Origin of the sequence: Klebsiella sp. 141161 (assembly GCF_050600815.1) — a bacterium.
GTDB classification, from domain to species: Bacteria; Pseudomonadota; Gammaproteobacteria; order Enterobacterales; family Enterobacteriaceae; genus Klebsiella; species Klebsiella aerogenes.
On the sequence record NZ_JAQIRN010000003.1, the window covers coordinates 225,527 to 252,164 of the forward strand.

Below are 26,638 nucleotides of genomic sequence, written 5' to 3' on the forward strand. Positions count from 1 at the left end.
GTACAGCCGTCAAAGGACGGTGAATTCCAGCGCCAGCCCGAGGATCTGCATACCGTGAATATTGTCATGCGGGCTGGTAGCGATCAGGCTTTCAAGAAATTTCAGCCGCTGTGATTGCGCATTGATAATCAGTTTGCCGCGCAGCGTCGGGTATTTGAGTGATGAAATGGGATAAACCACCTTGCCTTTGACCTCAACGGGCAGCTTACGCAGCTCGACGTGTTGCAACACGCCCACCGTGGAAAAGAGCAGGGCGACGGGGGTCACTGATAACAACGGGGCGGGACTGACGCTGACGAAATCCAGCAGCAGCTCGGGGCGTAGAAAATTCATGCCGTGAAAGGGTACGGTTACGCCATCAATGGCGGGCATGGGCAAGGTGGTGGTGGGGCGTGGCGATTGAGTCATGCGATTACCGTAGCGGCTACACGTTGAAAAGATACAGGACGAATAAGTATGGCGGGTTGCGGTAAAGTGTGCCGCGATGGGGCTCGCAATCTTTTTCATTGCTGGGACGTATGGCCTTGTGAAGGCACTATTTGCTGTGAAATCCAACGTTTTGCGTAATAAACCAGCAGCTGGACGCGAGTGGCTTGCAATTCAGGAGTGCTATAGGGATAATGCGCCAGCGCGTTGGTTATCAACGCTCTCAATGGGGGCTCTGTTGGTTCTCCCGCAACGCTACTCTGTTTACCAGGTCAGGTCCGGAAGGAAGCAGCCAGAGCAGACGACGTGTGTGCCGGGATGTAGCTGGCAGGGCCCCCACCCAATTCTGGCGGTCCTGATTTAATTTCCCTTCATTTGATGTGCTTTTATTCTCTGCTACCATTATAGGCAGCTTCACCTCATTTATTGTTTTACGTGATTAAAACGACTCTTTTTCATTCCTTAATTTTGCATTGTCATAAATGTGAAATAATAATGACATACTAATGTCATCTTCATGTCATATATAATGGGCAAATTATTTCCTGGAATTACCAGATATTATTAAGGATAAATAATATCTCTGGATCAAGATGTTAACTTCGTGTATTAATTATGATGATTTTATTGCACGGGAAGCGTGATCATGACCACAGTAGTTCTGAATGTGAAAATTGACGCAGAGTTAAAAGATAAACTGCGTCATTATGCGGAAGTGAATAACGAGAATTTAGGCACGGCTACGGAGAAGCTGCTGCAATTGGCGCTTGCGGCCATTGATTCAGCAGACGAGGCGGGGGTTTCGCATGAGGATATTGATAACCAGCATACCGAAGAGGAAGCGTCGCCGTTAACCCCTAAAGAAATCAAAGCATTACGAAAACTTCTGAAGAAGAAAAGATGAAACAACAATTCTCTACAGCCAGCAGTTACAGTGAAGCCTGTGACCTGCTACGTTCCGGGTACGTTAAGCACGTGCGCCTGAACTGGAATATCGGTAGTGATGAGTTTTTTCGCATTGCTTCCGACTGGTGTGAAACCGGCGCAAAAATTAAAAAAGATGACGATGGCTTTATTATTTCGCTAAAAGGTTTTCCTATTCCGCGCCAGCATTAATGAAATTACTACACCGTTGTCATCGTAATGACATGCGGCGTGGGCAAGATGGAACTGCAATTTTATAAAACATCTCATATTCATCATGGATGGTGGTTTTTGACGGGCTGATCGCAGCCCGTCGATATTTTATTATATAATTTTACGTGTTCTCACCATTTCTTTCTGTTGCGTAAGAGTCTGCCACAGCGGTTGTAAAATGCTGAAGGCGTTGCACAATTCCGTATCTGGTAGCGTGAAAGGCAAACGTAAATAACGGTCGAAGGCACCTTCCAGACCGAATCGCGTACCGGTGCCGATATGAATGCCGGCATTCTCAGCGCGCACCGAGAACTGCGTTGCCAACATCTCCGGCAGCTCCACCCAAAACGATAGCCCGCCCTCGGGGACGGAAAAGCGCCAGCGGGGAAAATATTCCGCCATCAACGCAGCGCACATATCACGACGCGCGGCCAGCATTGCCCGCCGTTGCGGCAACAGTGTTTGTTCGTTCTCCAGTAGCCAACAACAAGCCAGCTGTTCCAGCAGCGGCGAACCGAGATCGAGCGTATCCCGCGCCTGGATGAGCGAGGCAATAGTCCTCGCCGGGGCGCGGATCCAGCCAATTCGCAGTCCTCCCCAGAACGTTTTACCCGCTGAACCAATAGTGATTATTGGCGCTTCCGGATTGAAAGCCGCCAGCGGCGCCGGCGGCGGGGCGTTGTACCATAAATCGACCATCGTTTCGTCGGCGACCAGCGTCGTTCGCGTGCTGGCGGCCAAATCGGCGACGCGCTGCCGGGTTTCGCTATCCATGCAGCGACCGGTGGGATTATGAAAATCCGGCATCATAAAGGCCAGCCGCGGCGAAGTTTGCGCAATGGTCGCCGCCAGGCCGTCGCAGTCCCAGCCCTTTTCCGGTAACGCGACGCCTACCGGTCGGCAGGAGGCGCCGCGAATAGCGTTAATCGCCATCGGGTAAGAGGGCGCGTCAACCACCACCCGGTCGCCAGGCCCGGTTAACAAACGCAGTACCAGGGCAAATCCGCTCAGCGCGCCATTCACAATCATCACTTCATCCGCCTGCGTCGGCAGGCCGCGTTCGCTATAGCGGCGGGCAATGACTGCGCGCAAATCGACTAACCCCTGCTGATCGTACCCGGTATAGGACAAATACTGCGGCATCAGCGTCAGCGCGTGGCTGTAGGCTTGATGAATCTCCGGTCCGGCGCTGAGGGCGGCGGTGGCGAGATTGACCGATGGCGCCGAAAGCGTCTGCTCGCCGGGAAGTAGCGGACCGGCAGGTAGCGCAATGCGCGAACCACTCCCCTGGCGACTTTGCAGATAGCCTTCTTCTCGCAATAACCCCAGCGCGCTGGCGATAGTGGTGCGGCTAACATTTAGCGCCGTCGCCAGTTCTCGTTCGCCGGGCAGACGGGTCTCCAGCGCCAGCCGTCCATCGAGGATCAACAGACGCAGCGCTTCCGCCAACTGCCGCCACAGCGGCGCGCGCGAGGAAGGGGACTGCCAGTTGCCGAGCAGGCGTACCAGTGATTGTGTTCCAAAACGACGTACTGACATAGCGATCCACTTTTAAAAAACTGGCCATTAATTACCAATCCATTTTTGCTGATGATGGGGGTATTCGCAATACATACTGAGGTGTTTATGGTCCGTCGCTTGCTACAACTTTATATTGGTCTGGTTCTCTATGGCGTGTCGACGGCGTTATTCGTCCATGCCAACCTCGGGGCCGATCCGTGGGATGTGTTTCATCTGGGGGTGGCGAAACAGCTTAATATCAGTTTCGGCACGGTGATTATTGTGACCGGCGCCGCGGTGCTGCTGCTGTGGATCCCGCTGCGTCAGATGCCGGGTCTCGGTACCATTAGCAATGTCATCGTGCTTGGCCTTGCTGCCGATGCCACACTCGCGGTACTTCCGCCGCTGGAATCGCTGCCCGCGCGTAGTCTGCTGCTAGCCGGCGCGGTAGTGATGAATGCGATAGCAACCGGGATGTATATCGGCGCCGGTTTTGGTCCCGGGCCGCGTGATGGCCTGATGACCGGATTGCATGCGCGAACCGGCTGGTCTTTGCGTGGTATCCGTACCGCCATCGAAGTCTCGGTACTGCTAATTGGCTGGCTGCTGGGCGGCAAAGTAGGGGTCGGTACCGTGGTTTACGCCTTTGCTATCGGCCCGCTGATCCAGCTGTTTTTACCCTGGTTCCGTCAACCGCGGCCAGTCAGCGCGGCGGTGAAAAGCCGGGAGCTGGCGTCCTGAAATCGCCGTTCGCGATAGCAGCGACTAAACTTATCACTCAGACGCCGACGGATATGCCGCCGGCGCTGTTCACTTCGGAGACTCACTCATGAAGTATGTTGATGGTTTTGTCGTTGCCGTCCCTGCGGAAAATAAGGAGGCGTACCGCGAACTGGCAGCAAAATCGGCGCCGCTATTTAAAGAGTTTGGCGCCACGCGCGTGGTGGAGTGTTGGTCGGATGATGTCCCGGAAGGGAAGCTGACGGATTTCCGCATGTCGGTTAAAGCGCAGGCGGATGAGGAAGTGGTTTTCAGTTGGATCGAGTACCCGTCTAAGGAGATCAGGGATGCGGCCAATGCGAAAATGATGAGCGACCCGCGGATCAAAGCGCTTAGCGATAGCTTGCCTTTTGACGGCAAGCGTATGATCTTCGGTGGGTTTGCGCCGATTCTTGACGAGTAAATCCGGCGGCGCGACTGGTTGCCAGCGCGCCGCACATGAATTAATGCGCTTTAATATTATGTTCCGCCCACTGAACAAATTCCTCTTTCGGTAGCGCCTTACAATACAGCCAGCCTTGCGCGTAATTGACGCCATGCGCGCGCAGCCAGTCGCGCTGAGCGGGCGTTTCCACCCCTTCGGCGACAATCGCCAGATTCAGCGCCTTCGCCATCTCAATGATATGCGGCGTCAGCGGCTTATATTCCAGCGTATCGACAAATGACTTGTCGATCTTCAGCGTATCCACATCCAGCGTCTGCAGGTAGCTGAGGCTGGAATAGCCGGTGCCGAAATCATCGATCGAGATCCGGTGTCCCGCCTGGCGATAGCCAATAATTACCGGCAGGGTGGTTTGCGGATCGACAAAACCGCGTTCGGTAAGCTCAAGAGGAATCTGTTCCGCATTGACTCCCCAGCGCGCCAGCTGCTCCTTGAGTAGCGTGGGTAACGTAGGCGAGCGCAGGTCATCAACCGACAGATTTATGGAGACATGCATCTGCGGATGTTGGCGCAGCCAGGGGCCGAGGTCGGCGAAGATTTTGCGCACAATATCTTCGGTCAACCGGGTGATAAGCCCGGTTTGCTCAGCCAGTGGGATAAAGATATCGGGTGATAAAAAAGTGCCATCCGGCTGCTGCCAGCGGGCCAGCGCTTCTGCGCCGGCGATTTTGCCATCTTCCAGCGAGACTATCGGCTGATAGTAAACCTGGATGGCATCGGATTGCAGCGCATCCAGCATGCCATAACGTGGCGAACGTAATCTGCGCAGCAGGCGTAGAAGTAAAAAAGAGGTCAACAGGCTGGTAAAGAGCCCTATCGGCAGCCATAACAGCAGCTGCTGGCGAAGGCGCGCATCCAGGGGCTGCGTGGACGACCAACTTGCGACGCCAAGACCCAGTTCCGGGATAATATGCACGCGATAGACGGTGTTATTCAGCGTTAGCGTCTCGCTATGGAGGTTTTTAATTCGCGTCCAAACCGCGGGATCGAGAGGTTGGCTGCTGATCACCACCTGATCGTGCTCAGTGCCGAATAATATCGTATGGATCTTTTCCTGGCCGCTGGCAATAACATCAATAAATGATATCGGGTCGATCATCACAATATGATTTTTGTTGCCGAAGGCGGTCATGCGATGTTGCAGGCCGAGGTCATTGATCGAGGTAAGCCAGGTACTGTAGCCGTCGGCGGTCACGTGATCGGGTTGTGGGAATGTCACTGAAACCCGATGATCTTCAAGTGATGAGCACATCGGTACCGAATTACGCAACCATAGTACCTCCTGCACGTAGCGATGGGTGTAGGCAATGCGGCGCATATTCAGCAAATGTTCTGGTGAACAGGCGGTGGCGCTGTGAGCATCGGCTTCTTGTAATGCTTCTTTGGCCTGAGTGGCGACCTGTTCCACGCGCATCACAATACGCTTTGAGTAGTGGTCGAGCTCGCTATAAAACTGCGCCTGCGCCTGACGCATTGCCAGCCAGATGCTTAGGGCGATGGGGAGTACGATAGCGAGAATAAGCACCCCTGTAACCAGACTCATTAAATGGCGAGTCGTCATGGGTATGTCCTTATTTTAACGGGGATTGCACAGAGTATACGCGAAAGCGGAAAAAAGACTCGGATCGCGAATACCGCGATTTGGAGGGGAGGGGGCCGCAAATCATCGTCCATTGAGGCTCCGCGTGGTGCTCGTTGAAGCCGCTAATTTCGTATGGTTGATCTTTAGCTATGAACGGTGTACCTTAATTGTTATGTTATAACGTATTGATTGAGGTTCGCCATGAAAGCTAATATTCATCCGCACTACCGTACCGTCGTTTTCCACGATACGAGCGTGAACGAGTACTTCAAAGTGGGATCCACCATTAAAACCGAGCGTGAGATTGAACTGGATGGCGTGACCTATCCGTATGTCACCTTAGATGTTTCGTCTAAATCCCATCCGTATTACACCGGTAAGCAGAAAACGCATGCCACCGAAGGTAGCGCCGCCCGTTTCCGTCAGCGCTTCGGTGGTTTTATTGATGCCAAAAGGAGCTAAATATGCAGGTACTGAACTCATTGCGTAGCGCTAAACAGCGCCACCCGGATTGCCAGATAGTGAAACGCAAAGGGCGGTTGTACGTTATCTGCAAAAGTAACCCGCGCTTTAAAGCGGTGCAGGGGCGTAAAAAACGGCGTTAATTCGTAGGCTTGCGAAAGCTCTCCAGCGTGCGATATTGCTGGCCGTTGGCATCAAAATTACCGGCGGCCAGCCACTGACGCATTGCGCTATCCACCTGCGGCCACTCGCTATCAATAATGGAAAACCAGTCGGTATCGCGATTGTGGCCTTTTATCACCAGCGCTTGTCGAAAGCGCCCCTCGAACTGAAAGCCTAAGCGCAGCGCCGCGCGCCGCGATGGTTCATTCAGGCTATTGCATTTCCACTCATAGCGGCGGTAGCCGAGCGACTCAAAGACATAACGCATCAGCAGCCACTGTGCTTCGGTGGCCATTGCTTTGCGGCTTAGCAGCGGCGAAAAGTGAACATGGCCGACTTCAACGACGCCGTTTTTGGCGTCAATACGCATCAGCGCTAGCGATCCGACCGGTTGCCCACTGCGTTCATCAATCACCGCGAAGTGAAGCGGATCGTTTAGCTCGCTGATGCTGGCAATCCAGGCGCTGAACTCGGCAACGCTGTTTTCCGGTTCACGCAAAAGCCAGGTCCAGGCGCGGGTATCAGGCGCCTGTCGATAGGCGTTGAACAGCGCTTGCGCGTGTTTGACGGCAAGCGGTTCCAGGCGGCATGACTGTCCTTGCAAGGTCTGGCGCTGCGGCCAGGGACGCGGCTGCCAGTCAGGTAAAGCGTCGCCAACGAGTTGGTTAAATTGGTTGTATTGCGTCATCGGTCAAGTCCTGTTTGCGGGAAGAGTCCTGAGATTAAACGTCTACTGGTTCCATAAAAAGGGCCATAAGGGTATCTTTTGATGGTGCCACGAGGAGCCATGATGAATATTCCGGATGATGCTTTTTTTACCCTGCTGACGCGCGGGATACAGCAGCGGGGAGACGCGACGCTACAGCGCGCGCTCTATCAGGCGCTGCGCGAGGCCATTTTACAGGGCGAGCTACTCAGTCATAGCCGGTTGCCGGGGGCGCGCGTTATTGCTCAGCGTGCTGGCGTATCGCGCAATACCGTAAACAGCGCGCTGGAACAGCTGGCGATAGAGGGATATCTGATCCGCAGTCGTCAAGGGACGTATGTCGCGGCGCTCAATACGCTGGTGGAAAGCGAACCGACGCCGCCAAAGGTTGTGTTACCTGAGCGCTTGCGCGCACTACCGCTGCCGGGGCGACGGGATTCGCCGGCACTGTTGCTGACTACCGGCATGCCCGCGGTGAACTACTTCCCGCTGGCTATCTGGCGCCGTTTGCTCGATCGGGTGCTGCGCGAGGACGGCAGCACGATTCTTGGGTATGGGGAGGCGGCCGGTGAACCGGCGCTGCGCGAGGCGATTGCCCGTCATCTGGCCTTATCCCGGGGCATTCGCTGCACAGCGCGGCAAATTGTGATCACTGAAGGCGCGCTGGAGGGGGTTAATCTTTGCACGCATCTGCTGAGCGAGGCGGGGGATACCGCCTGGGTCGAAGAGCCCGGTTATTTCGGCGCCAAAAGCGTGTTTATTAAAGCCGGTCTGCAAATAAAGGGAATTGCGGTTGATAGCGATGGCATGCGGCCAGATACCGCGGAAGAGCGGGCGCCGAGGCTTATTTTTACCTCACCTTCGCACCAGTATCCGAGCGGGGCGGTGATGAGCGCCGGGCGCCGTCTGGCGTTGCTGGAGTATGCCCGCCAGCATGATGCGTGGATTATTGAAGATGACTATGACAGCGAGTTTCGCTACAGCGGCGAACCCATTCAGGCGATGCTCGGCATGGTGGCGCAGGCGCCGGTGGTTTACCTTGGTACCTTCAGTAAAACGCTCTTCCCGTCACTTAGGATAGGATTTGCAGTAATGCCTCCGGCGCTGGCCGAGGCGGCGCAGGAGGCGATCGGCGCGCTGTTGCGCGGCGGCCATCGGCTGGAGCAGCGTGCGCTGGCGCTGTTCATCGAAGAGGGGCATTATGCGCGCCATCTGGCTTCAATGCGCCGGTTGTATCGTCGGCGTCAGCAGCTGTTACGCGAGGCGGTCGCAAGCGAATTCGCGCTGGCGAATGAGATTTGGGGCGGAGAGGGCGGGCTGCATTTAACCGTCGCCATTGATGGCATCGACGATGTGCAAATTGTCGAGCAGGCGCGACGTTATCAAATGGCGCCAGCGGCGCTAAGCCGCTTTTATCTTAACCAGCAGACCGCGCGTAGCGGCCTGGTGTTGGGATATGGTAATACGTCAGCGGCGCATTTCGTACCGGCGCTGCGGACGTTGAACCGGCTAATCAAGCAGCAACGCGGGTCAAGGTGAAAACATCGTAGAACGAGAGTTCACCTTTCGTGGCGATCATTTTCTGCAGTTGGGCTTTCTGCTCATGAGCGACCTGCGGCGATTGCAGAATACCGTCAATCAGCTGCTCAGGGACGAAACGGGTGTTATACCATTCGCCGTTATAACAGACGCGAAAATCGAGCACGTCGATATCTTCATAACGGTAACGCGGGTAGACGTCAAAGAAGAAAAAGCCGTTCAACAGAACAAACAGGACGACCAGCAGCCATACGGAATCAACCAGCGTCTCAGAGCGCAGCATGACGACGAGAGTGGCCAAAAAGGCGGCGTACATGGCGACAAATAGCCACGGGTGATTGCGAATAAAACTGATACTAAAACGCGGGCGATTATCGCGTTTTTCTTTTTCGTTCAGTTCCTCAATGGTGTTGGTTAGCAGGCGCTGTATTTCTGTCATTTTAATCCCCGAATTCTTCGTAGAGCCCGGCATTTCAGGCTCTACGGCTCAGTTTGGCAGTTATTTTATGTTGCCGGAGACTGGGGTTAAAGTAACAGATCAGTTACAGAAAAGCATAACAGTTACTATTATTCGGTTAATAGCTGCTTGATGATTTTTGCAGGATTACCGCCGACCACCGCATTGGCCGGCACATCTTTCACCACCACGGCGCCGGATGCGATAACCGCGTTGTCGCCGATTGTTACGCCGGGGTTGATAACCGCCCGGCCGCCAATCCACACGTTATGGCCGATAACCACCGGTTTTCCGTACTCAATACCGCTATTGCGTTCCGTCGGATCCAGTGGATGGGTGGCGGTATAGATATGGACGCCCGGCGCCAGCATACAGTTATCGCCAATCCGGATCGGGCAAACATCGAGCATCACGCAGTCAAAGTTAGCGTAAAAATTGGCGCCGAGGCTGATGTTATAGCCGTAATCGCAGCGGAAAGTGGGTTCAATATAGGCGTCGGTCGCCTTGCCAAAAAGTTCAGCCAGCAGCGTGGCGCGTATTTCGCGTTCATCCGGCGCAGAGTGATTGTAACGGTGCAGTACCTGCCTGGCGTGCAGGCGGTCTGCTTTTAAGGTGGCGTCTCCAGCCAGATATGGCTCGCCGGCGATCATTTTCCTTTTCTCTTCGCTCATGGTCTTCTCCTGGTTAAAGAAGAAACAGTATAAAGCGAAACCGGTTTCATATGCAGCAATACGGGACTCAGACGTTTAATATTCTGATCAATCCCTGTTGAGGTGCCGTTGTATTAATGACAGAAAATAAACTAGCGGATAAATTTCCATACTGAAGTTGGGATTTTGTCGTATAGCTTATTCATGGTCAATTCAGCAAGACGATGATCGGCTGCTGAGTAAAATACCGCCAATTCATTGTCGGAAAGTTCATATTTATTCTTTTCAATTACGCGCTCCAGCGTATCAATTGTCTGACAGCGGCGTAAACGCATCAAATAGTCTGTTTTAGTTAATGGTTTACCAGACATCATTTCACCTTTTGAATGTAATAATTCTAACAAGAAAGACTCGCCGGGTTCTCCCGGCTGGCGTTGACAAAGCATCGGAATAGGCGATTGCCTGATTTGCGCCATTTTTGGAGATCGCTTGTGTTTATGCCATAACTACTGAACAGCATAAAAGTGTCATCCAGGTATTCGTCAAGCTGAGAAATCAGCTTATTATCCTCAGCATACTTAATTTTATAATTAAGCGCGTAAGTTGCTATGTGCTCGATCAATTCATTTAATTGAAGATTCACCGCCGAAGTGGGGTCGTTAACCCAGCCGCGGTTGCTCTCTTCCAGGTTTGCAAGGCAGTCATGATACAGGGTTTCGCAGAGAAATCTAAGCTGCGCGATATCATGTCTTTTTGGCGAGTACTCGTCCATAACACATCCCCTTGTAAGTGGTTTAAACGACGACTAACAAACACCGTTGTGGGATGAAGACCAGGCTCAAACATTGTAATCCTGTGATTTAACTATAATCCAGTCTCAAAAACATTTCACCGTGCTATTACGAAAAATTACAATAAATACGGTTAATTTATCTTAAAAAAACAGATCCTATTATACGGATTCCTTTTATGTTTGGCGAAACTGGAACGTCAGCCTTATATATCATCAGTTTATCTGATTGACGCCTGCCTGCAGCGAGAAGGTTGTCGGGAAGTTGTTGGTGATTAAGAATATTCTGAATAAAGCCTGATGGTGAAGCCGATAACGGAAATCTTAATAAAGATAGAACAACGTTCATCAATGTATATTATATGTCAGAACGTAAAATAAACAATAACAATGTGTGCGTTTAAATACCCCTAAAGAAAAAGGGCCGCAAACGCGGCCCTTAGCTTAAGCAAGATTAATGATGCTCAACCGGATGGTTATGCTCAATATCTTCAGTTTTCTTACTGAAGCGGCGACGAACCACCACGAAGAACACCGGCACGAAGAAGATCGCCAGAACCGTCGCGGTCACCATCCCGCCCATTACGCCGGTACCGACAGCGTTCTGCGCGCCGGAACCTGCGCCTGAGCTGATAACCAGCGGCATGACCCCGAGGATAAACGCCAGAGAAGTCATCAGGATTGGGCGCAGACGCATACGAACCGCTTCCAGCGTCGCTTCAATCAGGCCTTTGCCTTCTTTTTCCATCAGGTCTTTGGCGAATTCAACGATAAGTATCGCGTTCTTCGCCGACAGGCCGATGGTCGTCAGCAGGCCGACCTGGAAGTAAACGTCGTTAGTCAGCCCGCGGAAGGTTGCCGCTAACAGCGCGCCAACAACACCCAACGGTACCACCAGCATGACGGAGAACGGAATCGACCAGCTCTCGTACAACGCCGCCAGACACAGGAAGACGACGATAAGCGAGATAGCATACAGCGCCGGGGCCTGGTTGCCTGACAGGCGTTCCTGATAGGACATACCGGTCCAGTCGTAACCGACGCCTGAAGGCAGTTTGCTTGCCAGCTGTTCCATCATCGCCATCGCTTCACCCGTACTGCGGCCCGGGGCTGCCTGACCGAGGATTTCCATCGATGGCAGACCGTTGTAACGCTCCAGACGCGGTGAACCATATTCCCAGTGGGAAGTGGAGAAGGCGGAGAACGGCACCATTTGGCCATCGCTGCCGCGTACATACCAGTTGCCGATATCTTCTGGCAGCATACGGTATTTCGCTTCAGACATGACGTACACTTTCTTCACGCGACCGCGGTCGATGAAGTCGTTGACGTAGCTGCCGCCCCACGCTGCGCCGAGGGTGGTGTTAATGTCGCTAATTGAAACACCCAGCGCCTGCGCTTTTTCCTGATCGATATCGATCTTGAACTGCGGCGTATCTTCCAGGCCGTTAGGACGCACGCCGACCAGCAGATCGGGATGCTGCGCGACCATACCAAACAGCTGGTTACGCGCCTGAGTTAATTTCTCATGCCCTAAACCACCCTGATCGATAAGCTGGAAGTCAAAGCCGGTAGCGGTACCCAGTTCGACGATCGCCGGCAGGTTAAAGGCGAAGACCATCGCATCTTTAATCTGCGAGAAACGGGCCATCGCGCGACCGGTAATCGCTTCAACTTTGTTTTCTGAACCCGGGCGTTCGCTCCAGTCTTTTAACGACACGAAGGCGATACCGGTGTTCTGACCGCGACCTGCAAAACCAAAACCGTTAACCGCGAACACCGATTCAACGTTGTTCTTCTCTTTGGTCAGGTAGTAGTCAGTCATCTCGTCGAGGACTTTCTGCGTACGTTCCTGACTCGCGCCCGCCGGAAGCTGCGCCATACTCAAGAACACGCCCTGGTCTTCGTCCGGCAAGAAGGAGCTTGGCAGACGAACGAACAGGTAGGCCATACCGACGACGATAATCAGATACAGCACCAGGTAACGACCGGTACTACGCAGAATGTTGCCTACGCTGTCGGTGTAATGGTGCGTGCTCTTATCGAACATGCGGTTAAACCAGCCAAAGAAGCCTTTGTGCTCGCCATGGCCGCCTTTCTGAATCGGTTTCAGCATGGTGGCGCACAGCGCTGGCGTCAGAATCAGCGCTACCAGTACCGACAGCGCCATCGCGGAAACGATAGTGATCGAGAACTGGCGATAAATCGCGCCGGTTGAACCGCCGAAGAAGGCCATCGGGATAAATACCGCAGACAGCACCATCGCGATACCGACCAGCGCGCCCTGAATCTGACCCATCGACTTACGGGTCGCTTCTTTCGGCGGCAATCCTTCCTCCGCCATTACGCGCTCGACGTTTTCTACTACCACGATGGCGTCATCCACCAGCAAGCCGATGGCCAGCACCATCCCGAACATCGTCAGGGTGTTTATCGAGAAGCCAAACACCGCCAGGATGGCGAATGTCCCAAGCAATACCACCGGTACTGCAATGGTCGGGATCAGCGTGGCGCGGAAGTTCTGCAGGAACAGATACATGACCAGGAACACCAGGATGATCGCTTCCACCAGCGTTTTTACCACTTCATGAATAGAGATTTTCACGAACGGGGTAGTATCGTACGGGTAGACGATTTTCAGGCCTGACGGGAAGTACGGTTCCATCTTCGCCAGCTCGGCACGGATGGCGTTGGCGGTATCCAGGGCGTTAGCGCCGGTGGCCAGTTTAATCCCCAGACCGGAAGCCGGTTGGCCGTTAAACTTCGCGATGATGTCGTAGTTTTCGCCGCCGAGCTCAACTTTCGCCACGTCGCGCAGACGAACCTGTGAACCATCCTGATTGACTTTCAGCAGAATCTTACTGAATTCATCAGCGGAAGTCAGACGCGTCTGGGCGATGATCGAGGCGTTCAACTGCTGGCCTTTCACCGGCGGCGTACCGCCTAACTGACCTGCCGCGACCTGGGCGTTCTGCGCTTTAATGGCGTTGATGACATCTACCGGAGTCAACTGGAAGTTGTTTAGCTTCGTCGGGTCCATCCAGATACGCATCGCGTACTGGGAACCGAACAGCTGAACGTCGCCGACGCCGGAGGTACGGCTGATGGCATCCTTCATATTGGCGCCCACGTAGTCGGAAATATCCTCCTGCGTCATGGTGCCGTTAGTGTTGATAACCCCGACAACCATCAGGAAGCTACTGGAGGATTTCTCCACGCTCACGCCCTGTTGTTGTACTTCCTGCGGCAGCAGCGGCATCGCCAACTGCAGCTTATTCTGCACCTGTACCTGGGCGATATCTGCGTCAGTACCGGACTGGAAGGTAAGGGTGATCTGCACCGTACCGGTGGAGTCACTGTTCGAGGACATGTACATCAGGTTATCGATACCGTTCATGTTCTGTTCGATAACCTGTGTCACGGTATCCTGCACCGTTTTCGCATCAGCCCCCGGGTAGGTGGCCGAGATCGTCACTGCTGGCGGCGCAATCGTTGGATATTGCGCCACGGGGAGTTTCATAATTGAAAGCCCCCCGGCCAACATGATGATTATGGCGATCACCCATGCAAATATGGGGCGATCGATAAAGAAATTAGGCATGTCTTAACGGCTCCTGTTTAAGTTAAGACTTGGTTTGTTCAGACTGAGCGTTCGCGTTGCCGGCGGTTTGCTGTTGGTTGTCTGAAGCTACTTCCTGCGCTTTTACCTGTACGCCTGGTTTGACTTTTTGCAGGCCAGCGACGATCACGCGATCGCCTGATTTCAGACCCTCGGTCACTAACCACTTATCGCCGATAGCCTGAGTTGCGGTGACCTGGCGAACTTCAACTTTGTCGCCTTCGCCGACCACCATTACGCTGGCATCGCCGCGCGGGGTACGGGTAACGCCCTGTTGTGGAACCAGCAGCGCATCCGGGTTAATACCTTCTTCCAGACGTGCGCGGACGAACATCCCTGGCAGCAGAGTGTGGTCCGGGTTCGGGAAGATAGCGCGCAGCGTGATAGAACCGGTGGTCTGGTCAACGGTAACATCGGAGAATTCCAGCGTACCCTCTTGCGGGTACTTCAGACCGTCATTGGTGACCAGTTCGACTTTGGCCTTACCGTTTTCCTGCTTCAGTTTACCGTTCGCCAGTTCCTGTTTCAGACGCAGGAAATCGTTGCTCGATTGGGTAACGTCAACATAGATAGGATCCAACTGCTGAACGGTAGCCAGCGCGGTGGTTTGCCCGTTTTGCACCAGCGCGCCTTCGGTGACCGTAGATTTACCGATGCGTCCGCTGATTGGCGAAGTCACTTTGGTATAAGCCAGATTGATACGCGCAGTTTCAACAGCAGCCTTGGCGGCAACGACGGCGGCGTTGCTTTGCTGAGCATCGGCAACGGCTGAATCATATTCTTGTTGGCTGATGTATTTGGTACCAACCAGTTTCTGGTAGCGTTTAACCGTCAACTGAGCGATGTTTGCGGCGGCCTGGGCTTTCGCTAAGTCGCCTTTGGCGCTTTCATAGCTTGCCTGATAGGTTGCCGGATCGATCTGATAAAGAGACACCCCCGCCTGAATATCGCTGCCTTCAGTGAAGTTACGTTTCAGAATAATGCCACTTACCTGAGGACGGACTTCTGCGACACGATAAGCATTGGTACGACCAGGAAGTTCAGTGGTGATTTGTAGAGGTGCGGATTTGAGCGTGACAATACCGACTTCCGGCATTTGCTGGGCTCCTTGTTGAGCCGGTTTATCGTCACATCCTGTTAGCGCTAAGCTGCCTGAGAGCATCAGAACGACCGCCAGAGGCGTTAACCCTCTGTTTTTGTTCATATGTAAACCTCGAGTGTCCAATTTCAAATTTTCAGTGGCTCAAACGTCCACAAACCCACTTCAGTCTTTCTATTATGGTCATGCTATGGTACATACATTCACAAATGTATGTAAACGCAACCTCTGTAAAGTCATCAACCTATGGCACGAAAAACCAAACAACAGGCACTTGAAACCCGGCAACTGATTCTTGACGTTGCCCTGCGTTTGTTTTCGCAGCAAGGCGTATCATCTACCTCGTTGGCCGCGATTGCAAAAGCTGCCGGAGTGACCAGGGGCGCGATTTACTGGCATTTCAAAAACAAATCCGATCTGTTTAATGAAATATGGAGTCTCTCTGACGCCAGCATTAGCGATCTCGAAGTTGAGTATCGGGCAAAATTCCCTAACGATCCACTGTCAGTTGTTCGCGAAATACTGGTCTATATCCTCGAAGCGACGGTAGTAGAGGAACGTAGACGCCTGATGATGGAAATCATCTTCCATAAATGCGAATTTGTCGGAGAAATGGCCGTTGTCCAACAAGCACAGCGCAGTTTATGGCTTGAAAGCTACGATCGTATTGAGCAAACATTAAAAGAGTGTATCACTGCTCAACAATTACCTGCGAATTTACTCACTCGCCGTGCGGCAATTCTGATGCGCAGTTATCTTTCCGGATTAATGGAAAATTGGCTCTTTGCGCCCGAGACCTTTAATCTCCATGCGGAAGCCCGCGCTTATGTAGACACGCTCATTGAGATGTACCAAACCTGTCCATCGTTGCGTAGCCCGTCTGCAATTGTGGCCTGACGACCAGCAGTAAATAAAGGTAAATTTTACTTATCTCTGCCGCTATTCGTGCGCAGGGAGAAGTGCTATTCTGCGCGCTGCGACGACCCCCGGTATTCTCCGGCATTTGCAACCATTCATGTTAATACTATGCAGCATACAAATCGTTGGCCTCATGCTATTTCCACCATTGTCTTTGCACTGGTCCTTATAGTTGGCACTCTGAGCTTCAGCCAGGTTCAGGCTGCAGATTTACCTGACCGTTCTGACATTCAAAGCCAGCTCACTACGCTAAATAAGCAAAAAGAACTCACGCCGCAGGAAAAATTAGTTCAGCAGGACCTGACCCAGACTTTAGAAACGCTCGATAAGATTGAACGTATAAAGTCTGAAACCGTTCAACTGCGTCAGCAGGTTGAACAGGCGCCGGCGAAAATGCGTCAGGCGGTAGACAGTCTGAATGCGCTGAGCGACGTTCCTGATGATGAAGTCACCCGTAAAAGTCTGAGCACGTTGTCGCTGCGACAGCTTGAGTCGCGCGTGTCCCAGGCGCTCGACGATCTGCAAAGCGCGCAGAACGATCTGGCGACCTACAACAGCCAATTAGTTTCGCTGCAGACTCAGCCGGAGCGCGTGCAGAACGCGATGTATTCTGCCTCTCAGCAATTACAGCAAATTCGTAACCGCCTCAACGGCACCGCGCCGGGCGAAGAGACGTTGCGCCCGACGCAGCAGGGGTTGCTGCTGGCGCAGCAGGCGTTGCTGAATGCGGAGATCGAACAGCAGCGTAAGAGCCTGGAAGGCAATACCGTTCTGCAGGATACGCTGCAGAAACAGCGCGACTACGTCACCGCCCACAGCAACCGGCTGGAACATCAGCTACAGCTCTTACAGGAAGCGGTGAACAGCAAGCGGCTGACGCTCACCGAGAAAACCGCTCAGGAAGCGGTCTCGCCTGAGGAGACTACGCGGATCCAAAATAATCCGCTGGTTAAGCAGGAGCTTGATGTCAACCACCAGCTCAGCGAAAAGCTGATTCAGGCGACCGAAAACGGCAACCAGCTGGTGCAGCGTAATATCAGAGTCAAAAACTGGCTCGACCGCGCGCTGCAGTCCGAACGCGATATCAAAGAGCAGATTTCCGTATTGAAAGGCAGCCTGCTGCTGTCGCGTATCCTTTATCAGCAGCAGCAAACGTTGCCATCAGCGGATGAGCTGCAGGATATGACCAACCGCATCGCCGACCTACGCCTGGAGCAGTTTGAAGTTAACCAGCAGCGCGATGCGTTATTCCAGAGCGATGCCTTCGTGGCAAAACTGGAAGAGGGCCATAGCAGCGAAGTCACGCCGGAGGTTCACGCCGCCCTGTTGGAGGTTGTGGACATGCGCCGTGAATTGCTCGACCAGTTTAACAAACAGCTGGGGAACCAGCTGATGATGGCCATCAACCTGCAGATTAACCAGCAGCAGTTGATGAGCGTCTCCAGCAATCTGAAATCAATTCTGACCCAGCAGATTTTCTGGGTGAACAGCAATAAACCGATGGATTGGGAGTGGATTAAATCCTTCCCGGAAGCGCTGAAAGGCCAGTTCAAATCGATGAAAATCACCGTCAACTGGGAAAAAGCCTGGCCGGCGGTGTTTATCGCGTTCCTTGCCGGGCTGCCGCTGCTGCTGATTGCCGGTCTCATCCGCTGGCGCCTGCAGTGGCTGCGTGATTACCAGGCGAAGCTGGCCTCTCAGGTAGGTCAGTTACGCAACGATACCCAGCTCAACACGCCAAAAGCGATCCTGATTGATTTGATCAGAGCGCTGCCGGTGGTGCTGCTCATCCTCGCCGTCGGGCTTATCCTGCTGACCATGCAGCTGAATGTCAGCAACCTGCTGTGGGCTTACAGTAAGAAGCTGGCGATGTTCTGGCTGGTGTTCGGCCTGTGCTGGAAGGTACTGGAAAAAGACGGCGTGGCGGTGAAGCATTTCAATATGCCCGCGCAGCTAACCAGCCACTGGCGACGGCAGATCGTCCGCGTCAGCCTGGCGCTGCTGCCGCTGAATTTCTGGTCGGTTGTTTCTGAGCTCTCTCCGCTTAATTTGATGGACGATGTACTTGGGCAGTTTGTTATCTTCGTCAACCTGCTGCTGATTGCGGTGCTGGTGTGGCCGATGTGCCGCGAAAGCTGGCGTGACAAAGAGTCGCACAGCCTACGCCTGCTGACGGTGACCGTGCTGTCGATTGTACCCGTCGCGCTGATGGTCCTCACGGCGACCGGTTACTTCTATACCACGCTGCGTCTGGCTGGCCGCTGGATTGAGACCGTCTATCTGGTAATGATGTGGAACCTGCTGTACCAGACCGTGCTGCGCGGCCTGAGCGTAGCGGCGCGACGTATTGCCTGGCGCCGGGCGCTGGCGCGTCGCCAGCATCTGGTGAAAGAAGGGGCGGAAGGCGCTGAACCGCAGGAAGAGCCAACGATCGCGCTCGAACAGGTTAACCAGCAAACGCTGCGTATCACCATGCTGGTGATGGTGGCGCTGTTCGCGGTGCTGTTCTGGGCGATTTGGTCCGATCTGATAACCGTGTTCGCCTATCTCGACAGCATTACGCTCTGGCACTACAACGGCACTGAAGCCGGGGCCAGCGTGGTGAAAAGCGTGACCATGGGCAGCCTGCTGTTTGCGATTGTTGCCTCGATGGTCGCCTGGGCGCTGATCCGTAACTTACCGGGCCTGCTGGAAGTGCTGGTGCTGTCGCGTCTTAATATGCGCCAGGGCGCTTCCTATGCGATAACGACGATCCTCAACTACGCGATTATCGCCATCGGCGCGATGACGGTATTCGGCTCGTTAGGCGTGTCGTGGGATAAATTGCAGTGGCTGGCCGCGGCGCTGTCGGTTGGTTTAGGTTTTGGCTTACAGGAGATCTTCGGTAACTTCGTCTCCGGCCTGATCATTCTCTTCGAACGCCCGGTGCGTATCGGCGATACGGTCACTATCGGTACCTTCTCAGGCACCGTCAGTAAGATCCGTATCCGCGCGACGACCATCACCGATTTCGATCGCAAAGAGGTGATTATTCCAAACAAGGCCTTCGTGACTGAACGGCTGATCAACTGGTCGCTCTCCGATACCATCACCCGCGTGGTGATCCGCCTGGGCGTGGCCTACGGATCCGATCTCGATAAAGTTAAAGAGGTGCTGCTGCAGGCGGCGCATGAACATCCGAAAGTGATGCAGGAACCGGCGCCGTCGGTCTTCTTTACCACCTTCGGCGCCAGCACGCTGGATCATGAACTGCGCCTCTACGTGCGTGAACTGCGCGATCGCAGCTACGCGGTGGATGAGCTTAACCGCTCTATCGATCGCCTGTGCCGTGAAAACAATATCGATATTGCCTTCAACCAGCTGGAAGTTCATCTGCGTAACGAGAAGGGAGATGAAGTGACGGAAGTGAAGCGCGATAATAAAGGAGATGATACGGCGCCAGGCGTCGCATAATCGCTAATCGGGGCGGCATATGCCGCCCCGAATCGTTTTATTCTTCTGACAGGGGCGCGTCAGGTTGGGCGTTTTTCAGTTTGTTTTCATAGTCGCGCTTAATAATATCCAACGCTCCCAGCACCGTTTTTGCGCTGACCCGGTTTTCCTCCAGCAACATGATTAAATCGACGGCCAGTTTGACCTCGTCCGGTGCATTTTCCAGCGACATAATCCTCTCCTGTTAGCGCGTTAAACGCGCCAGTACGTTTTCAATATTTTCCAGCGCATCGCGACAGCGGGCCAGGCGCCCGGCATAGGCCTCGACCTCTTTCGTTAGCCGTTGCTGTTCGGCAAGCGTCGTTGCCGACGCCAGCTGACGTTGGCGATCGTTGCGCATTGCTAGCAGGCGGCGTTCATACTCCTGGTGCTGCAGGCGGCGGCGTTGCCAACGGTTTAACGTCGGCGAGGCGCTGTCCCATTGGCGTAACGACCAGGTCGCCGTCTCACGGCTAATGGCGGCAATCTGCGCCACCAGCCGCTCGGCGAGCCAGGCGACCTGGGGCAGATGCTGATGCTCAACGGCATGCTGGAGCTCGGCGAGATTATGCTGTGCTTCGTCGAGATACGCCTGCATCTGGGTGTCGCGGGTACGGAACAGCTGGCGGTCGAAACGCGGGCTCAACGTAGCGTGGCTGGACAGCGGCGCCACCTGAAGCGCCAGTTCAGCCAGCTGATTTTTCAGCGTTTGTAAAAGCCGGGTTGTTTTCAAATAACTCCTCCATTCCCTACTCAGCAACTGTGCTACAGTAGCGACATCTGCTTGATAACGATTCGCATTATGCCACGTATTATTTTAATCATCATTGGCTGGCTGGCGGTAGTGCTGGGGACGCTGGGCGTCTTCTTACCGCTGTTACCGACAACGCCATTTATCCTGCTCGCCGCATGGTGTTTTGCCCGCTCGTCGCCGCGCTTTCACCACTGGCTGCTGTATCGCTCGTGGTTTGGCGGCTATCTTCGCCACTGGCAGCAGTACCGGGCGATGCCGCCGGGGGCCAAGCCGCGAGCCATTATCATGATTTTACTGACCTTTGCCATTTCTCTGTGGCTGGTTAAGCTTATGTGGGTGCGCATCCTGCTGCTGGCAATCCTCGCCTGCCTGCTGATATTTATGTGGCGCATTCCGGTGGTTGACGCAAAGCAACAAAAGCACTGATGCGCAATAATGCCTGTTGCAATTGTTGGCGACAGCCAGTAAATTCTGGCGTTTTCGAGCGCGGGTAAGCCTGGTCAAAGGTTAAACAAATGTTTCTTTGGCCCATTTTGCACGCCCGTGGGTAACACCGTTTCAATCAGGCATACACTTATGACCGCAACTGCACAGCAGCTTGAATATCTGAAAAACAGCATCCAAAGCGTCCAGGATTATCCGAAACCGGGCATCCTTTTCCGCGATGTCACCAGCTTGCTGGAAGACCCTAAAGCCTATGCGCTTAGCATTGAACTGCTAACCGAGCGTTATAAAGACGCCGGCATCACCAAAGTGGTGGGGACCGAAGCGCGTGGTTTTCTGTTCGGCGCCCCGGTTGCGTTGGCGCTGGGCGTTGGCTTTGTTCCGGTTCGTAAGCCGCGCAAGTTGCCGCGCGAAACCATCGCCGAAAGCTATGAGCTTGAATATGGCACCGATCAGCTGGAAATCCACGTTGATGCCATCAAAAAAGGCGATAAAGTGCTGGTCGTTGATGACCTGCTGGCGACCGGCGGCACCATTGACGCCACCGTGAAGCTGATTCGTCGCCTGGGCGGCGAAGTTCACGATGCCGCTTTTATTATCAATCTTTTCGATCTGGGCGGCGAACAGCGCCTGGAAAAACTGGGCATCAATTGCTTTAGCCTGGTGCCTTTCCCGGGCCACTAAGCAAATCCCGACACATAGCCTCGCCGATCCGGCGGGGCTGTGATAGCATTACCCCCTCGTGAATTCACCTTCCAGCGTTTCAGAGCCAGCCCATGAGTTATCAGGTCTTAGCCCGTAAATGGCGCCCACAAACCTTTGCTGACGTCGTCGGCCAGGAACATGTGCTGACCGCACTGGCGAACGGCTTATCGTTAGGGCGCATCCATCACGCATATCTCTTTTCCGGTACCCGCGGAGTAGGGAAAACTTCCATCGCCCGGCTGTTGGCGAAGGGGTTAAACTGCGAAAGCGGTATTACCGCGACGCCGTGCGGCGTCTGCGATAACTGTCGCGAAATAGAACAAGGCCGCTTTGTCGATCTGATCGAGATCGATGCCGCCTCGCGCACCAAAGTGGAAGATACCCGCGATCTGCTTGACAACGTCCAGTACGCGCCGGCCCGCGGTCGCTTCAAGGTCTACCTGATCGATGAAGTGCACATGCTGTCGCGTCACAGCTTCAACGCGTTATTGAAAACGCTGGAGGAGCCGCCCGCGCACGTCAAATTCCTGCTGGCGACTACCGATCCGCAAAAGCTGCCGGTGACGATTTTATCCCGCTGCCTGCAGTTCCACCTCAAGGCGCTGGATGTCGAACAGATCCGCCATCAGCTTGAACACATTCTTGGCGAAGAGCAGATCGCGTTTGAGCCGCGCGCGCTGCAGCTGCTGTCGCGCGCCGCGGATGGCAGCCTGCGCGATGCGTTAAGCCTGACCGATCAGGCCATCGCCAGCGGCGATGGCCGCTTAAGCGCGCAGTCCGTCAGCGAAATGCTCGGCACCCTCGATGACGATCAGGCGCTATCCTTGATAGAAGCGCTGGTGGCCGCCGACGGCGAGCGCGTGATGGCAGGCGTCAGCGACGCCGCCGCGCGCGGCGTTGAGTGGGAAGCGCTGCTGGTGGAAATGCAAAGCCTGCTGCACCGTATCGCGATGGTCCAGCTCTCGCCATCGGCGCTGGGGGCGGATATGGCCGCCGTCGAGCTACGAATGCGCGAGCTGGCTCGTACCGTACCGCCGGCTGATGTGCAGCTTTACTATCAGACGCTGCTGATTGGCCGCAAAGAGCTGCCTTATGCGCCGGACCGGCGTATGGGAGTTGAAATGACGCTGCTGCGCGCGCTGGCTTTCCATCCGCGTCAGCCGCTGCCGGAGCCGGAAGTGAAGCCCGTTCAGGTTCCAACCTCTGCGCCGGTACAACAAGCGGCACCGCCCGTATCGTCGCCATCAGCGCCGCCGCAGAATCTACCGCAAAGCACCAGCCAGGTGCTGGCGGCGCGTAGTCGGCTGCAGCGAACCCCGGGAGCAACCACCCCAAAAAAGAGTGAACCGGCAGCCGCATCCCGCGCGCGGCCGGTGAATAACGCTGCGCTGGAACGACTGAGTTCGATTACCGAGCGCGTACAGGCTCGTCCGGCTGCGGCCGCGCTTGAGCAGGCCCCGGCGAAAAAAGAAGCCTATCGCTGGAAATCGACGGCTCCGATTGAAGAGACCAAAGTCGAAGTCGCCACGCCAAAAGCGTTGAAAAAAGCGCTGGAGCATGAAAAAACGCCGGAGCTGGCGGCGAAACTGGCCGTGGAAGCGGTCGAGCGCGATAGCTGGGCGGCGGAAGTGAGCCAATTGGTGGTACCGAAACTGGTTGAGCAGGTCGCGCTGAACGCGTGGAAAGAGCAGGACGGCAACCGCATTTGCCTGCATCTGCGCCCGAGTCAGCGCCATCTCAACTCCGCCGGCGCGCAGCAAAAACTGGCCGAAGCGCTGGGCGTGTTGTACGGCGCGCCGGTTGAATTGACCATCGTTGAAGACGATAATTCGGCGATGCGCACGCCGCTGGAGTGGCGACAGGCAATTTATGAAGAGAAGCTCGCGCAGGCGCGCGAGGCAATTATTGCGGATAACAACGTTCAGACCCTGCGAAGATTCTTCGACGCCGATCTGGATGAAGAGAGTATCCGCCCCATTTGATCGCCAGTCTGACTGGCGTTCAGTACCCTTAACGATGACTTACTGAGAGAGAAGCCTATGTTTGGTGGAAAAGGCGGCCTGGGTAACCTGATGAAACAGGCCCAGCAGATGCAAGACAAAATGCAGAAAATGCAGGAAGAGATCGCGCAGCTGGAAGTGACCGGTGAGTCCGGCGCGGGTCTGGTAAAAGTGACCATCAACGGCGCGCATAACTGCCGTCGCGTGGAAATCGACCCAAGCCTGCTGGAAGACGACAAAGAGATGCTGGAAGATCTGGTGGCTGCCGCGTTCAACGACGCTGCGCGCCGCATTGAAGAGACCCAGAAAGAGAAAATGGCCTCCGTTTCTGCCGGCATGCAGCTGCCGCCAGGCTTCAAGATGCCGTTCTGATGCAAACCAGCCCGCTGTTAACTCAGCTTATGGAAGCGCTTCGCTGTCTGCCGGGCGTTGGCCCCAAGTCGGCGCAGTGCATGGCGTTTACGCTACTGCAGCGCGATCGCAGCGGCGGTATGCGTCTGGCGCAGGCGCTGACGCGCGCAATGTCGGAAATCGGCCACTGCGCTGATTGCCGCACCTTCACCGAGCAGGAGGTGTGCAATATTTGCAGCAATCCGCGTCGCAAGGAAAACGGTCAGATCTGCGTGGTGGAGAGTCCAGCGGACATCTACGCCATTGAGCAGACCGGGCAGTATTCCGGCCGCTACTTCGTGCTGATGGGCCACCTGTCGCCGCTTGACGGCATCGGGCCGGATGACATCGGGCTCGATCGTCTTGAACAACGTCTTGAAGCCGAGTCAATCAGCGAGCTGATCCTCGCCACCAACCCAACGGTTGAAGGCGAGGCGACGGCCAACTACATCGCTGAGCTCTGCGCGCAGTATGGCGTTGACGCCAGCCGCATCGCCCACGGCGTACCGGTTGGCGGCGAGCTGGAAATGGTCGACGGCACCACGCTGTCGCACTCACTGGCCGGGCGTCACAAGATTATTTTCTGAACAAATGGAGGCTGCGTTCGCCGCCTCCGCTTGAAAAATCTCGCACCTATCCCCATCTCCTCCCCAACACGTTATTTCCATTAATAATAAATGGCATTGTTGAGGTCGACTTACATGAAAGGACAAGAAACCCGTGGTTTCCAGTCAGAAGTGAAACAGCTTCTGCACCTGATGATCCATTCTCTTTATTCCAACAAAGAAATCTTCCTGCGCGAGCTCATCTCCAACGCCTCGGATGCGGCGGATAAGCTGCGTTTCCGCGCGCTTTCCCAGCCGGATCTGTATGAAGGCGACGGCGAACTGCGCGTACGCGTATCGTTTGATAAAGACAACCGTACGCTGACCATCGCCGATAACGGCATCGGCATGAACCGCGACGAGGTCATTGACCATCTCGGAACCATCGCCAAATCCGGCACCAAGGCGTTCCTCGAATCAATGGGCTCCGATCAGGCGAAAGACAGCCAGTTGATTGGCCAGTTCGGCGTCGGCTTCTATTCGGCCTTTATCGTTGCCGACAAAGTCACCGTGCGCACCCGCGCCGCGGGCGACAAACCGGAAAACGGCGTGTTCTGGGAATCGGCTGGTGAAGGCGAATATACCGTCGCCGATATCACCAAAGCCGATCGTGGGACCGAAATCACGCTGCATCTGCGTGAAGGCGAAGATGACTTCCTTAACGACTGGCGCGTGCGTTCTATCATCAGCAAATACTCTGACCATATCGCGCTGCCGGTTGAGATTGAAAAACGCGAAGAAGTGGACGGCGAAACCGTTATTTCGTGGGAAAAAATCAACAAGGCGCAGGCGCTGTGGACCCGCAGCAAATCTGAAGTCAGCGACGACGAATACAAAGAGTTCTATAAGCATATTGCCCATGATTTCAGCGATCCGCTGACCTGGAGCCACAACCGCGTCGAAGGTAAGCAGGAGTACACCAGCCTGCTGTATATTCCGTCGCAGGCGCCGTGGGATATGTGGAACCGCGATCATAAGCACGGCCTGAAGCTGTACGTACAGCGCGTCTTCATCATGGACGACGCCGAGCAGTTTATGCCGAACTACCTGCGTTTCGTTCGCGGCCTGATAGACTCCAACGATCTGCCGCTGAACGTGTCGCGTGAAATCCTGCAGGATAGCAACGTTACCCGCAACCTGCGTACCGCGCTGACCAAACGCGTGCTGCAAATGCTTGAAAAGCTGGCGAAAGACGACGCCGAAAAATATCAGACCTTCTGGAAACAGTTTGGCCTGGTGCTGAAAGAAGGCCCGGCGGAAGATGCCTCCAACCAGCAAGCCATTGCTAAACTGCTGCGCTTCGCCACGACGCATACTGATTCTTCCGCGCAGACCGTGTCGCTGGAAGAGTACGTTTCGCGCATGAAAGAAGGACAGGAGAAGATCTACTACATCACCGCCGACAGCTATGCGGCGGCGAAGAGCAGCCCGCATCTCGAGCTGCTGCGTAAGAAAGGTATCGAAGTTCTGCTGCTGTCCGATCGCATTGACGAGTGGATGATGAGCTACCTGACCGAGTTCGACGGCAAGGCGTTCCAGTCGGTCGCCAAAGCCGACGAGTCGCTGGAGAAACTGGCGGACGAAGTTGACGAATCCGCCAAAGAAGCTGAAAAAGCGCTGGAGCCGTTCGTTGAGCGCGTGAAAGGCCTGCTTGGCGAGCGCGTGAAAGAGGTGCGTCTGACGCATCGTCTGACCGACACTCCGGCGATTGTCACCACCGATGCCGACGAAATGAGCACCCAGATGGCGAAGCTGTTCGCCGCTGCCGGTCAGGCGGCGCCGGAAGTGAAGTACATCTTCGAGCTGAACCCGGCGCATCCGCTGGTGAAACGCGCCGCCGATACCCAGGACGACGCGCAGTTTGGCGAGTGGGTTGAGCTGCTGCTGGATCAGGCGCTGCTGGCGGAACGCGGCACGCTGGAGGACCCTAACCAGTTCATCCGTCGTATGAACCAACTGTTGGCATCCTACGCTTTACCCTCACCCTAACCCTAACCCTC

General features: G+C 54.8%; 27 protein-coding genes, 1 other RNA gene and 1 other annotated feature. Of the genes, 16 read left to right on the forward strand and 12 right to left on the reverse strand.

What is annotated here, in order from left to right; all coding sequences use genetic code 11:
• Nucleotides 1-9: 9 nt before the first annotated feature.
• Nucleotides 10-408 (reverse strand): hypothetical protein, encoded by a 399-nt coding sequence (locus PGR79_RS09395; protein ID WP_032705506.1) that lies wholly within the window; start codon nucleotides 406-408, stop codon nucleotides 10-12.
• Nucleotides 409-662: 254 nt separating this feature from the next.
• On the opposite strand from PGR79_RS09395, the gene ffs reads away from it, so the two are divergent.
• The 3 genes from ffs to PGR79_RS09410 all read left to right on the forward strand — a co-directional run bounded on the left by ffs (nucleotide 663) and on the right by PGR79_RS09410 (nucleotide 1,542).
• Nucleotides 663-759, forward strand: an RNA gene (ffs, locus tag PGR79_RS09400) — signal recognition particle sRNA small type.
• A 313-nt stretch (nucleotides 760-1,072) separates the two neighbouring features.
• Nucleotides 1,073-1,330, forward strand: a complete 258-nt coding sequence (locus PGR79_RS09405) for a hypothetical protein (protein ID WP_015367929.1) — start codon at nucleotides 1,073-1,075, stop codon at nucleotides 1,328-1,330.
• A complete protein-coding gene (locus PGR79_RS09410) occupies nucleotides 1,327-1,542 on the forward strand; it encodes a hypothetical protein (RefSeq protein WP_015367928.1) in 216 nt (71 codons plus the stop codon). Before PGR79_RS09405 ends, PGR79_RS09410 begins: the two co-directional genes overlap by 4 nt.
• Before the next feature lie 132 nt (nucleotides 1,543-1,674).
• Here the strand turns inward: PGR79_RS09410 and PGR79_RS09415 are convergent, their stop codons facing one another.
• Nucleotides 1,675-3,102, reverse strand: coding sequence for a PLP-dependent aminotransferase family protein (locus tag PGR79_RS09415; protein WP_113373757.1), 1,428 nt, complete (start codon nucleotides 3,100-3,102; stop codon nucleotides 1,675-1,677).
• Between the two features lie 87 nt (nucleotides 3,103-3,189).
• Here PGR79_RS09415 and PGR79_RS09420 point away from each other — a divergent pair, with 87 nt between their 5' ends.
• On the forward strand, nucleotides 3,190-3,804 hold the full coding sequence (locus PGR79_RS09420; protein WP_087860363.1) for a YczE/YyaS/YitT family protein: 615 nt from the start codon (nucleotides 3,190-3,192) through the stop codon (nucleotides 3,802-3,804).
• 88 nt (nucleotides 3,805-3,892) lie between these two features.
• Nucleotides 3,893-4,246 carry a DUF1428 domain-containing protein gene (locus PGR79_RS09425; protein ID WP_015367925.1) on the forward strand — a complete coding sequence of 118 codons (354 nt, stop codon included), beginning with the start codon at nucleotides 3,893-3,895 and terminating at the stop codon, nucleotides 4,244-4,246.
• Between the two features lie 40 nt (nucleotides 4,247-4,286).
• Here the strand turns inward: PGR79_RS09425 and PGR79_RS09430 are convergent, their stop codons facing one another.
• Entirely contained in the window at nucleotides 4,287-5,846 is a 1,560-nt protein-coding gene (locus PGR79_RS09430; protein WP_087860361.1) for an EAL domain-containing protein, read from the reverse strand.
• Nucleotides 5,847-6,068: 222 nt separating this feature from the next.
• Here PGR79_RS09430 and PGR79_RS09435 point away from each other — a divergent pair, with 222 nt between their 5' ends.
• Together PGR79_RS09435 and ykgO are read left to right on the forward strand one after the other, a co-directional pair.
• Nucleotides 6,069-6,329: a type B 50S ribosomal protein L31 gene (locus tag PGR79_RS09435; RefSeq protein ID WP_015367923.1), complete on the forward strand. Its 261-nt coding sequence runs from the start codon at nucleotides 6,069-6,071 to the stop codon at nucleotides 6,327-6,329.
• 2 nt (nucleotides 6,330-6,331) lie between these two features.
• Complete coding sequence (gene ykgO, locus PGR79_RS09440; RefSeq protein WP_003859006.1) at nucleotides 6,332-6,472, forward strand: type B 50S ribosomal protein L36; 141 nt, start codon at nucleotides 6,332-6,334, stop codon at nucleotides 6,470-6,472.
• On the opposite strand, the gene PGR79_RS09445 is transcribed toward ykgO, so the two are convergent.
• The gene (locus tag PGR79_RS09445) at nucleotides 6,469-7,179 is read right to left on the reverse strand and encodes a GNAT family N-acetyltransferase (RefSeq protein ID WP_087860360.1); all 711 of its coding nucleotides are present in this window, start codon (nucleotides 7,177-7,179) and stop codon (nucleotides 6,469-6,471) included. The two genes, ykgO and PGR79_RS09445, sit on opposite strands and share 4 nt — an antisense overlap.
• Before the next feature lie 102 nt (nucleotides 7,180-7,281).
• On the opposite strand from PGR79_RS09445, the gene PGR79_RS09450 reads away from it, so the two are divergent.
• Nucleotides 7,282-8,736, forward strand: coding sequence for a PLP-dependent aminotransferase family protein (locus PGR79_RS09450; RefSeq protein WP_308958850.1), 1,455 nt, complete (start codon nucleotides 7,282-7,284; stop codon nucleotides 8,734-8,736).
• Here PGR79_RS09450 and PGR79_RS09455 read toward each other — a convergent pair.
• The 6 genes from PGR79_RS09455 to acrA form a co-directional block, all read right to left on the reverse strand.
• Nucleotides 8,711-9,175: a YlaC family protein gene (locus PGR79_RS09455; protein ID WP_087860358.1), complete on the reverse strand. Its 465-nt coding sequence runs from the start codon at nucleotides 9,173-9,175 to the stop codon at nucleotides 8,711-8,713. The two genes, PGR79_RS09450 and PGR79_RS09455, sit on opposite strands and share 26 nt — an antisense overlap.
• A 128-nt stretch (nucleotides 9,176-9,303) precedes the next feature.
• Nucleotides 9,304-9,864: a maltose O-acetyltransferase gene (maa, locus tag PGR79_RS09460; protein ID WP_087860357.1), complete on the reverse strand. Its 561-nt coding sequence runs from the start codon at nucleotides 9,862-9,864 to the stop codon at nucleotides 9,304-9,306.
• Nucleotides 9,865-9,995: 131 nt separating this feature from the next.
• Nucleotides 9,996-10,214, reverse strand: a complete 219-nt coding sequence (locus PGR79_RS09465) for an HHA domain-containing protein (protein ID WP_015367918.1) — start codon at nucleotides 10,212-10,214, stop codon at nucleotides 9,996-9,998.
• A 26-nt stretch (nucleotides 10,215-10,240) separates the two neighbouring features.
• The gene (gene tomB, locus PGR79_RS09470; RefSeq protein WP_015367917.1) at nucleotides 10,241-10,615 is read right to left on the reverse strand and encodes an Hha toxicity modulator TomB; all 375 of its coding nucleotides are present in this window, start codon (nucleotides 10,613-10,615) and stop codon (nucleotides 10,241-10,243) included.
• Nucleotides 10,616-11,087: 472 nt separating this feature from the next.
• Nucleotides 11,088-14,234 carry a multidrug efflux RND transporter permease subunit AcrB gene (gene acrB, locus PGR79_RS09475; protein WP_015704610.1) on the reverse strand — a complete coding sequence of 1,049 codons (3,147 nt, stop codon included), beginning with the start codon at nucleotides 14,232-14,234 and terminating at the stop codon, nucleotides 11,088-11,090.
• A 22-nt stretch (nucleotides 14,235-14,256) separates the two neighbouring features.
• Entirely contained in the window at nucleotides 14,257-15,456 is a 1,200-nt protein-coding gene (gene acrA, locus PGR79_RS09480) for a multidrug efflux RND transporter periplasmic adaptor subunit AcrA (RefSeq protein WP_087860356.1), read from the reverse strand.
• Between the two features lie 141 nt (nucleotides 15,457-15,597).
• Here acrA and acrR point away from each other — a divergent pair, with 141 nt between their 5' ends.
• A complete protein-coding gene (gene acrR / locus PGR79_RS09485; protein WP_045393528.1) occupies nucleotides 15,598-16,248 on the forward strand; it encodes a multidrug efflux transporter transcriptional repressor AcrR in 651 nt (216 codons plus the stop codon).
• A gap of 129 nt (nucleotides 16,249-16,377) precedes the next feature.
• On the forward strand, nucleotides 16,378-19,722 hold the full coding sequence (gene mscK / locus PGR79_RS09490) for a mechanosensitive channel MscK (RefSeq protein WP_430921529.1): 3,345 nt from the start codon (nucleotides 16,378-16,380) through the stop codon (nucleotides 19,720-19,722).
• A gap of 37 nt (nucleotides 19,723-19,759) precedes the next feature.
• On the opposite strand, the gene rsmS is transcribed toward mscK, so the two are convergent.
• The gene (rsmS, locus tag PGR79_RS09495) at nucleotides 19,760-19,933 is read right to left on the reverse strand and encodes a pleiotropic regulatory protein RsmS (protein ID WP_015704613.1); all 174 of its coding nucleotides are present in this window, start codon (nucleotides 19,931-19,933) and stop codon (nucleotides 19,760-19,762) included.
• Between the two features lie 12 nt (nucleotides 19,934-19,945).
• Nucleotides 19,946-20,473: a primosomal replication protein N'' gene (gene priC, locus PGR79_RS09500; RefSeq protein WP_015367910.1), complete on the reverse strand. Its 528-nt coding sequence runs from the start codon at nucleotides 20,471-20,473 to the stop codon at nucleotides 19,946-19,948.
• A gap of 69 nt (nucleotides 20,474-20,542) precedes the next feature.
• On the opposite strand from priC, the gene PGR79_RS09505 reads away from it, so the two are divergent.
• The 6 genes from PGR79_RS09505 to htpG all read left to right on the forward strand — a co-directional run bounded on the left by PGR79_RS09505 (nucleotide 20,543) and on the right by htpG (nucleotide 26,627).
• Nucleotides 20,543-20,920: a DUF454 family protein gene (locus PGR79_RS09505; RefSeq protein WP_015704615.1), complete on the forward strand. Its 378-nt coding sequence runs from the start codon at nucleotides 20,543-20,545 to the stop codon at nucleotides 20,918-20,920.
• Between the two features lie 150 nt (nucleotides 20,921-21,070).
• A complete protein-coding gene (gene apt / locus PGR79_RS09510; RefSeq protein ID WP_047076200.1) occupies nucleotides 21,071-21,622 on the forward strand; it encodes an adenine phosphoribosyltransferase in 552 nt (183 codons plus the stop codon).
• Between the two features lie 92 nt (nucleotides 21,623-21,714).
• On the forward strand, nucleotides 21,715-23,625 hold the full coding sequence (dnaX, locus tag PGR79_RS09515) for a DNA polymerase III subunit gamma/tau (RefSeq protein WP_213794242.1): 1,911 nt from the start codon (nucleotides 21,715-21,717) through the stop codon (nucleotides 23,623-23,625).
• Nucleotides 22,958-23,022 (forward strand) — a sequence feature (DnaX frameshifting element). Its footprint overlaps the gene before it by 65 nt.
• Before the next feature lie 57 nt (nucleotides 23,626-23,682).
• Entirely contained in the window at nucleotides 23,683-24,015 is a 333-nt protein-coding gene (locus PGR79_RS09520; RefSeq protein ID WP_008805448.1) for a YbaB/EbfC family nucleoid-associated protein, read from the forward strand.
• Entirely contained in the window at nucleotides 24,015-24,620 is a 606-nt protein-coding gene (recR, locus tag PGR79_RS09525; RefSeq protein ID WP_430921532.1) for a recombination mediator RecR, read from the forward strand. Before PGR79_RS09520 ends, recR begins: the two co-directional genes overlap by 1 nt.
• 114 nt (nucleotides 24,621-24,734) lie before the next feature.
• Nucleotides 24,735-26,627 carry a molecular chaperone HtpG gene (gene htpG, locus PGR79_RS09530; protein WP_430921534.1) on the forward strand — a complete coding sequence of 631 codons (1,893 nt, stop codon included), beginning with the start codon at nucleotides 24,735-24,737 and terminating at the stop codon, nucleotides 26,625-26,627.
• Nucleotides 26,628-26,638: the final 11 nt, after the last annotated feature.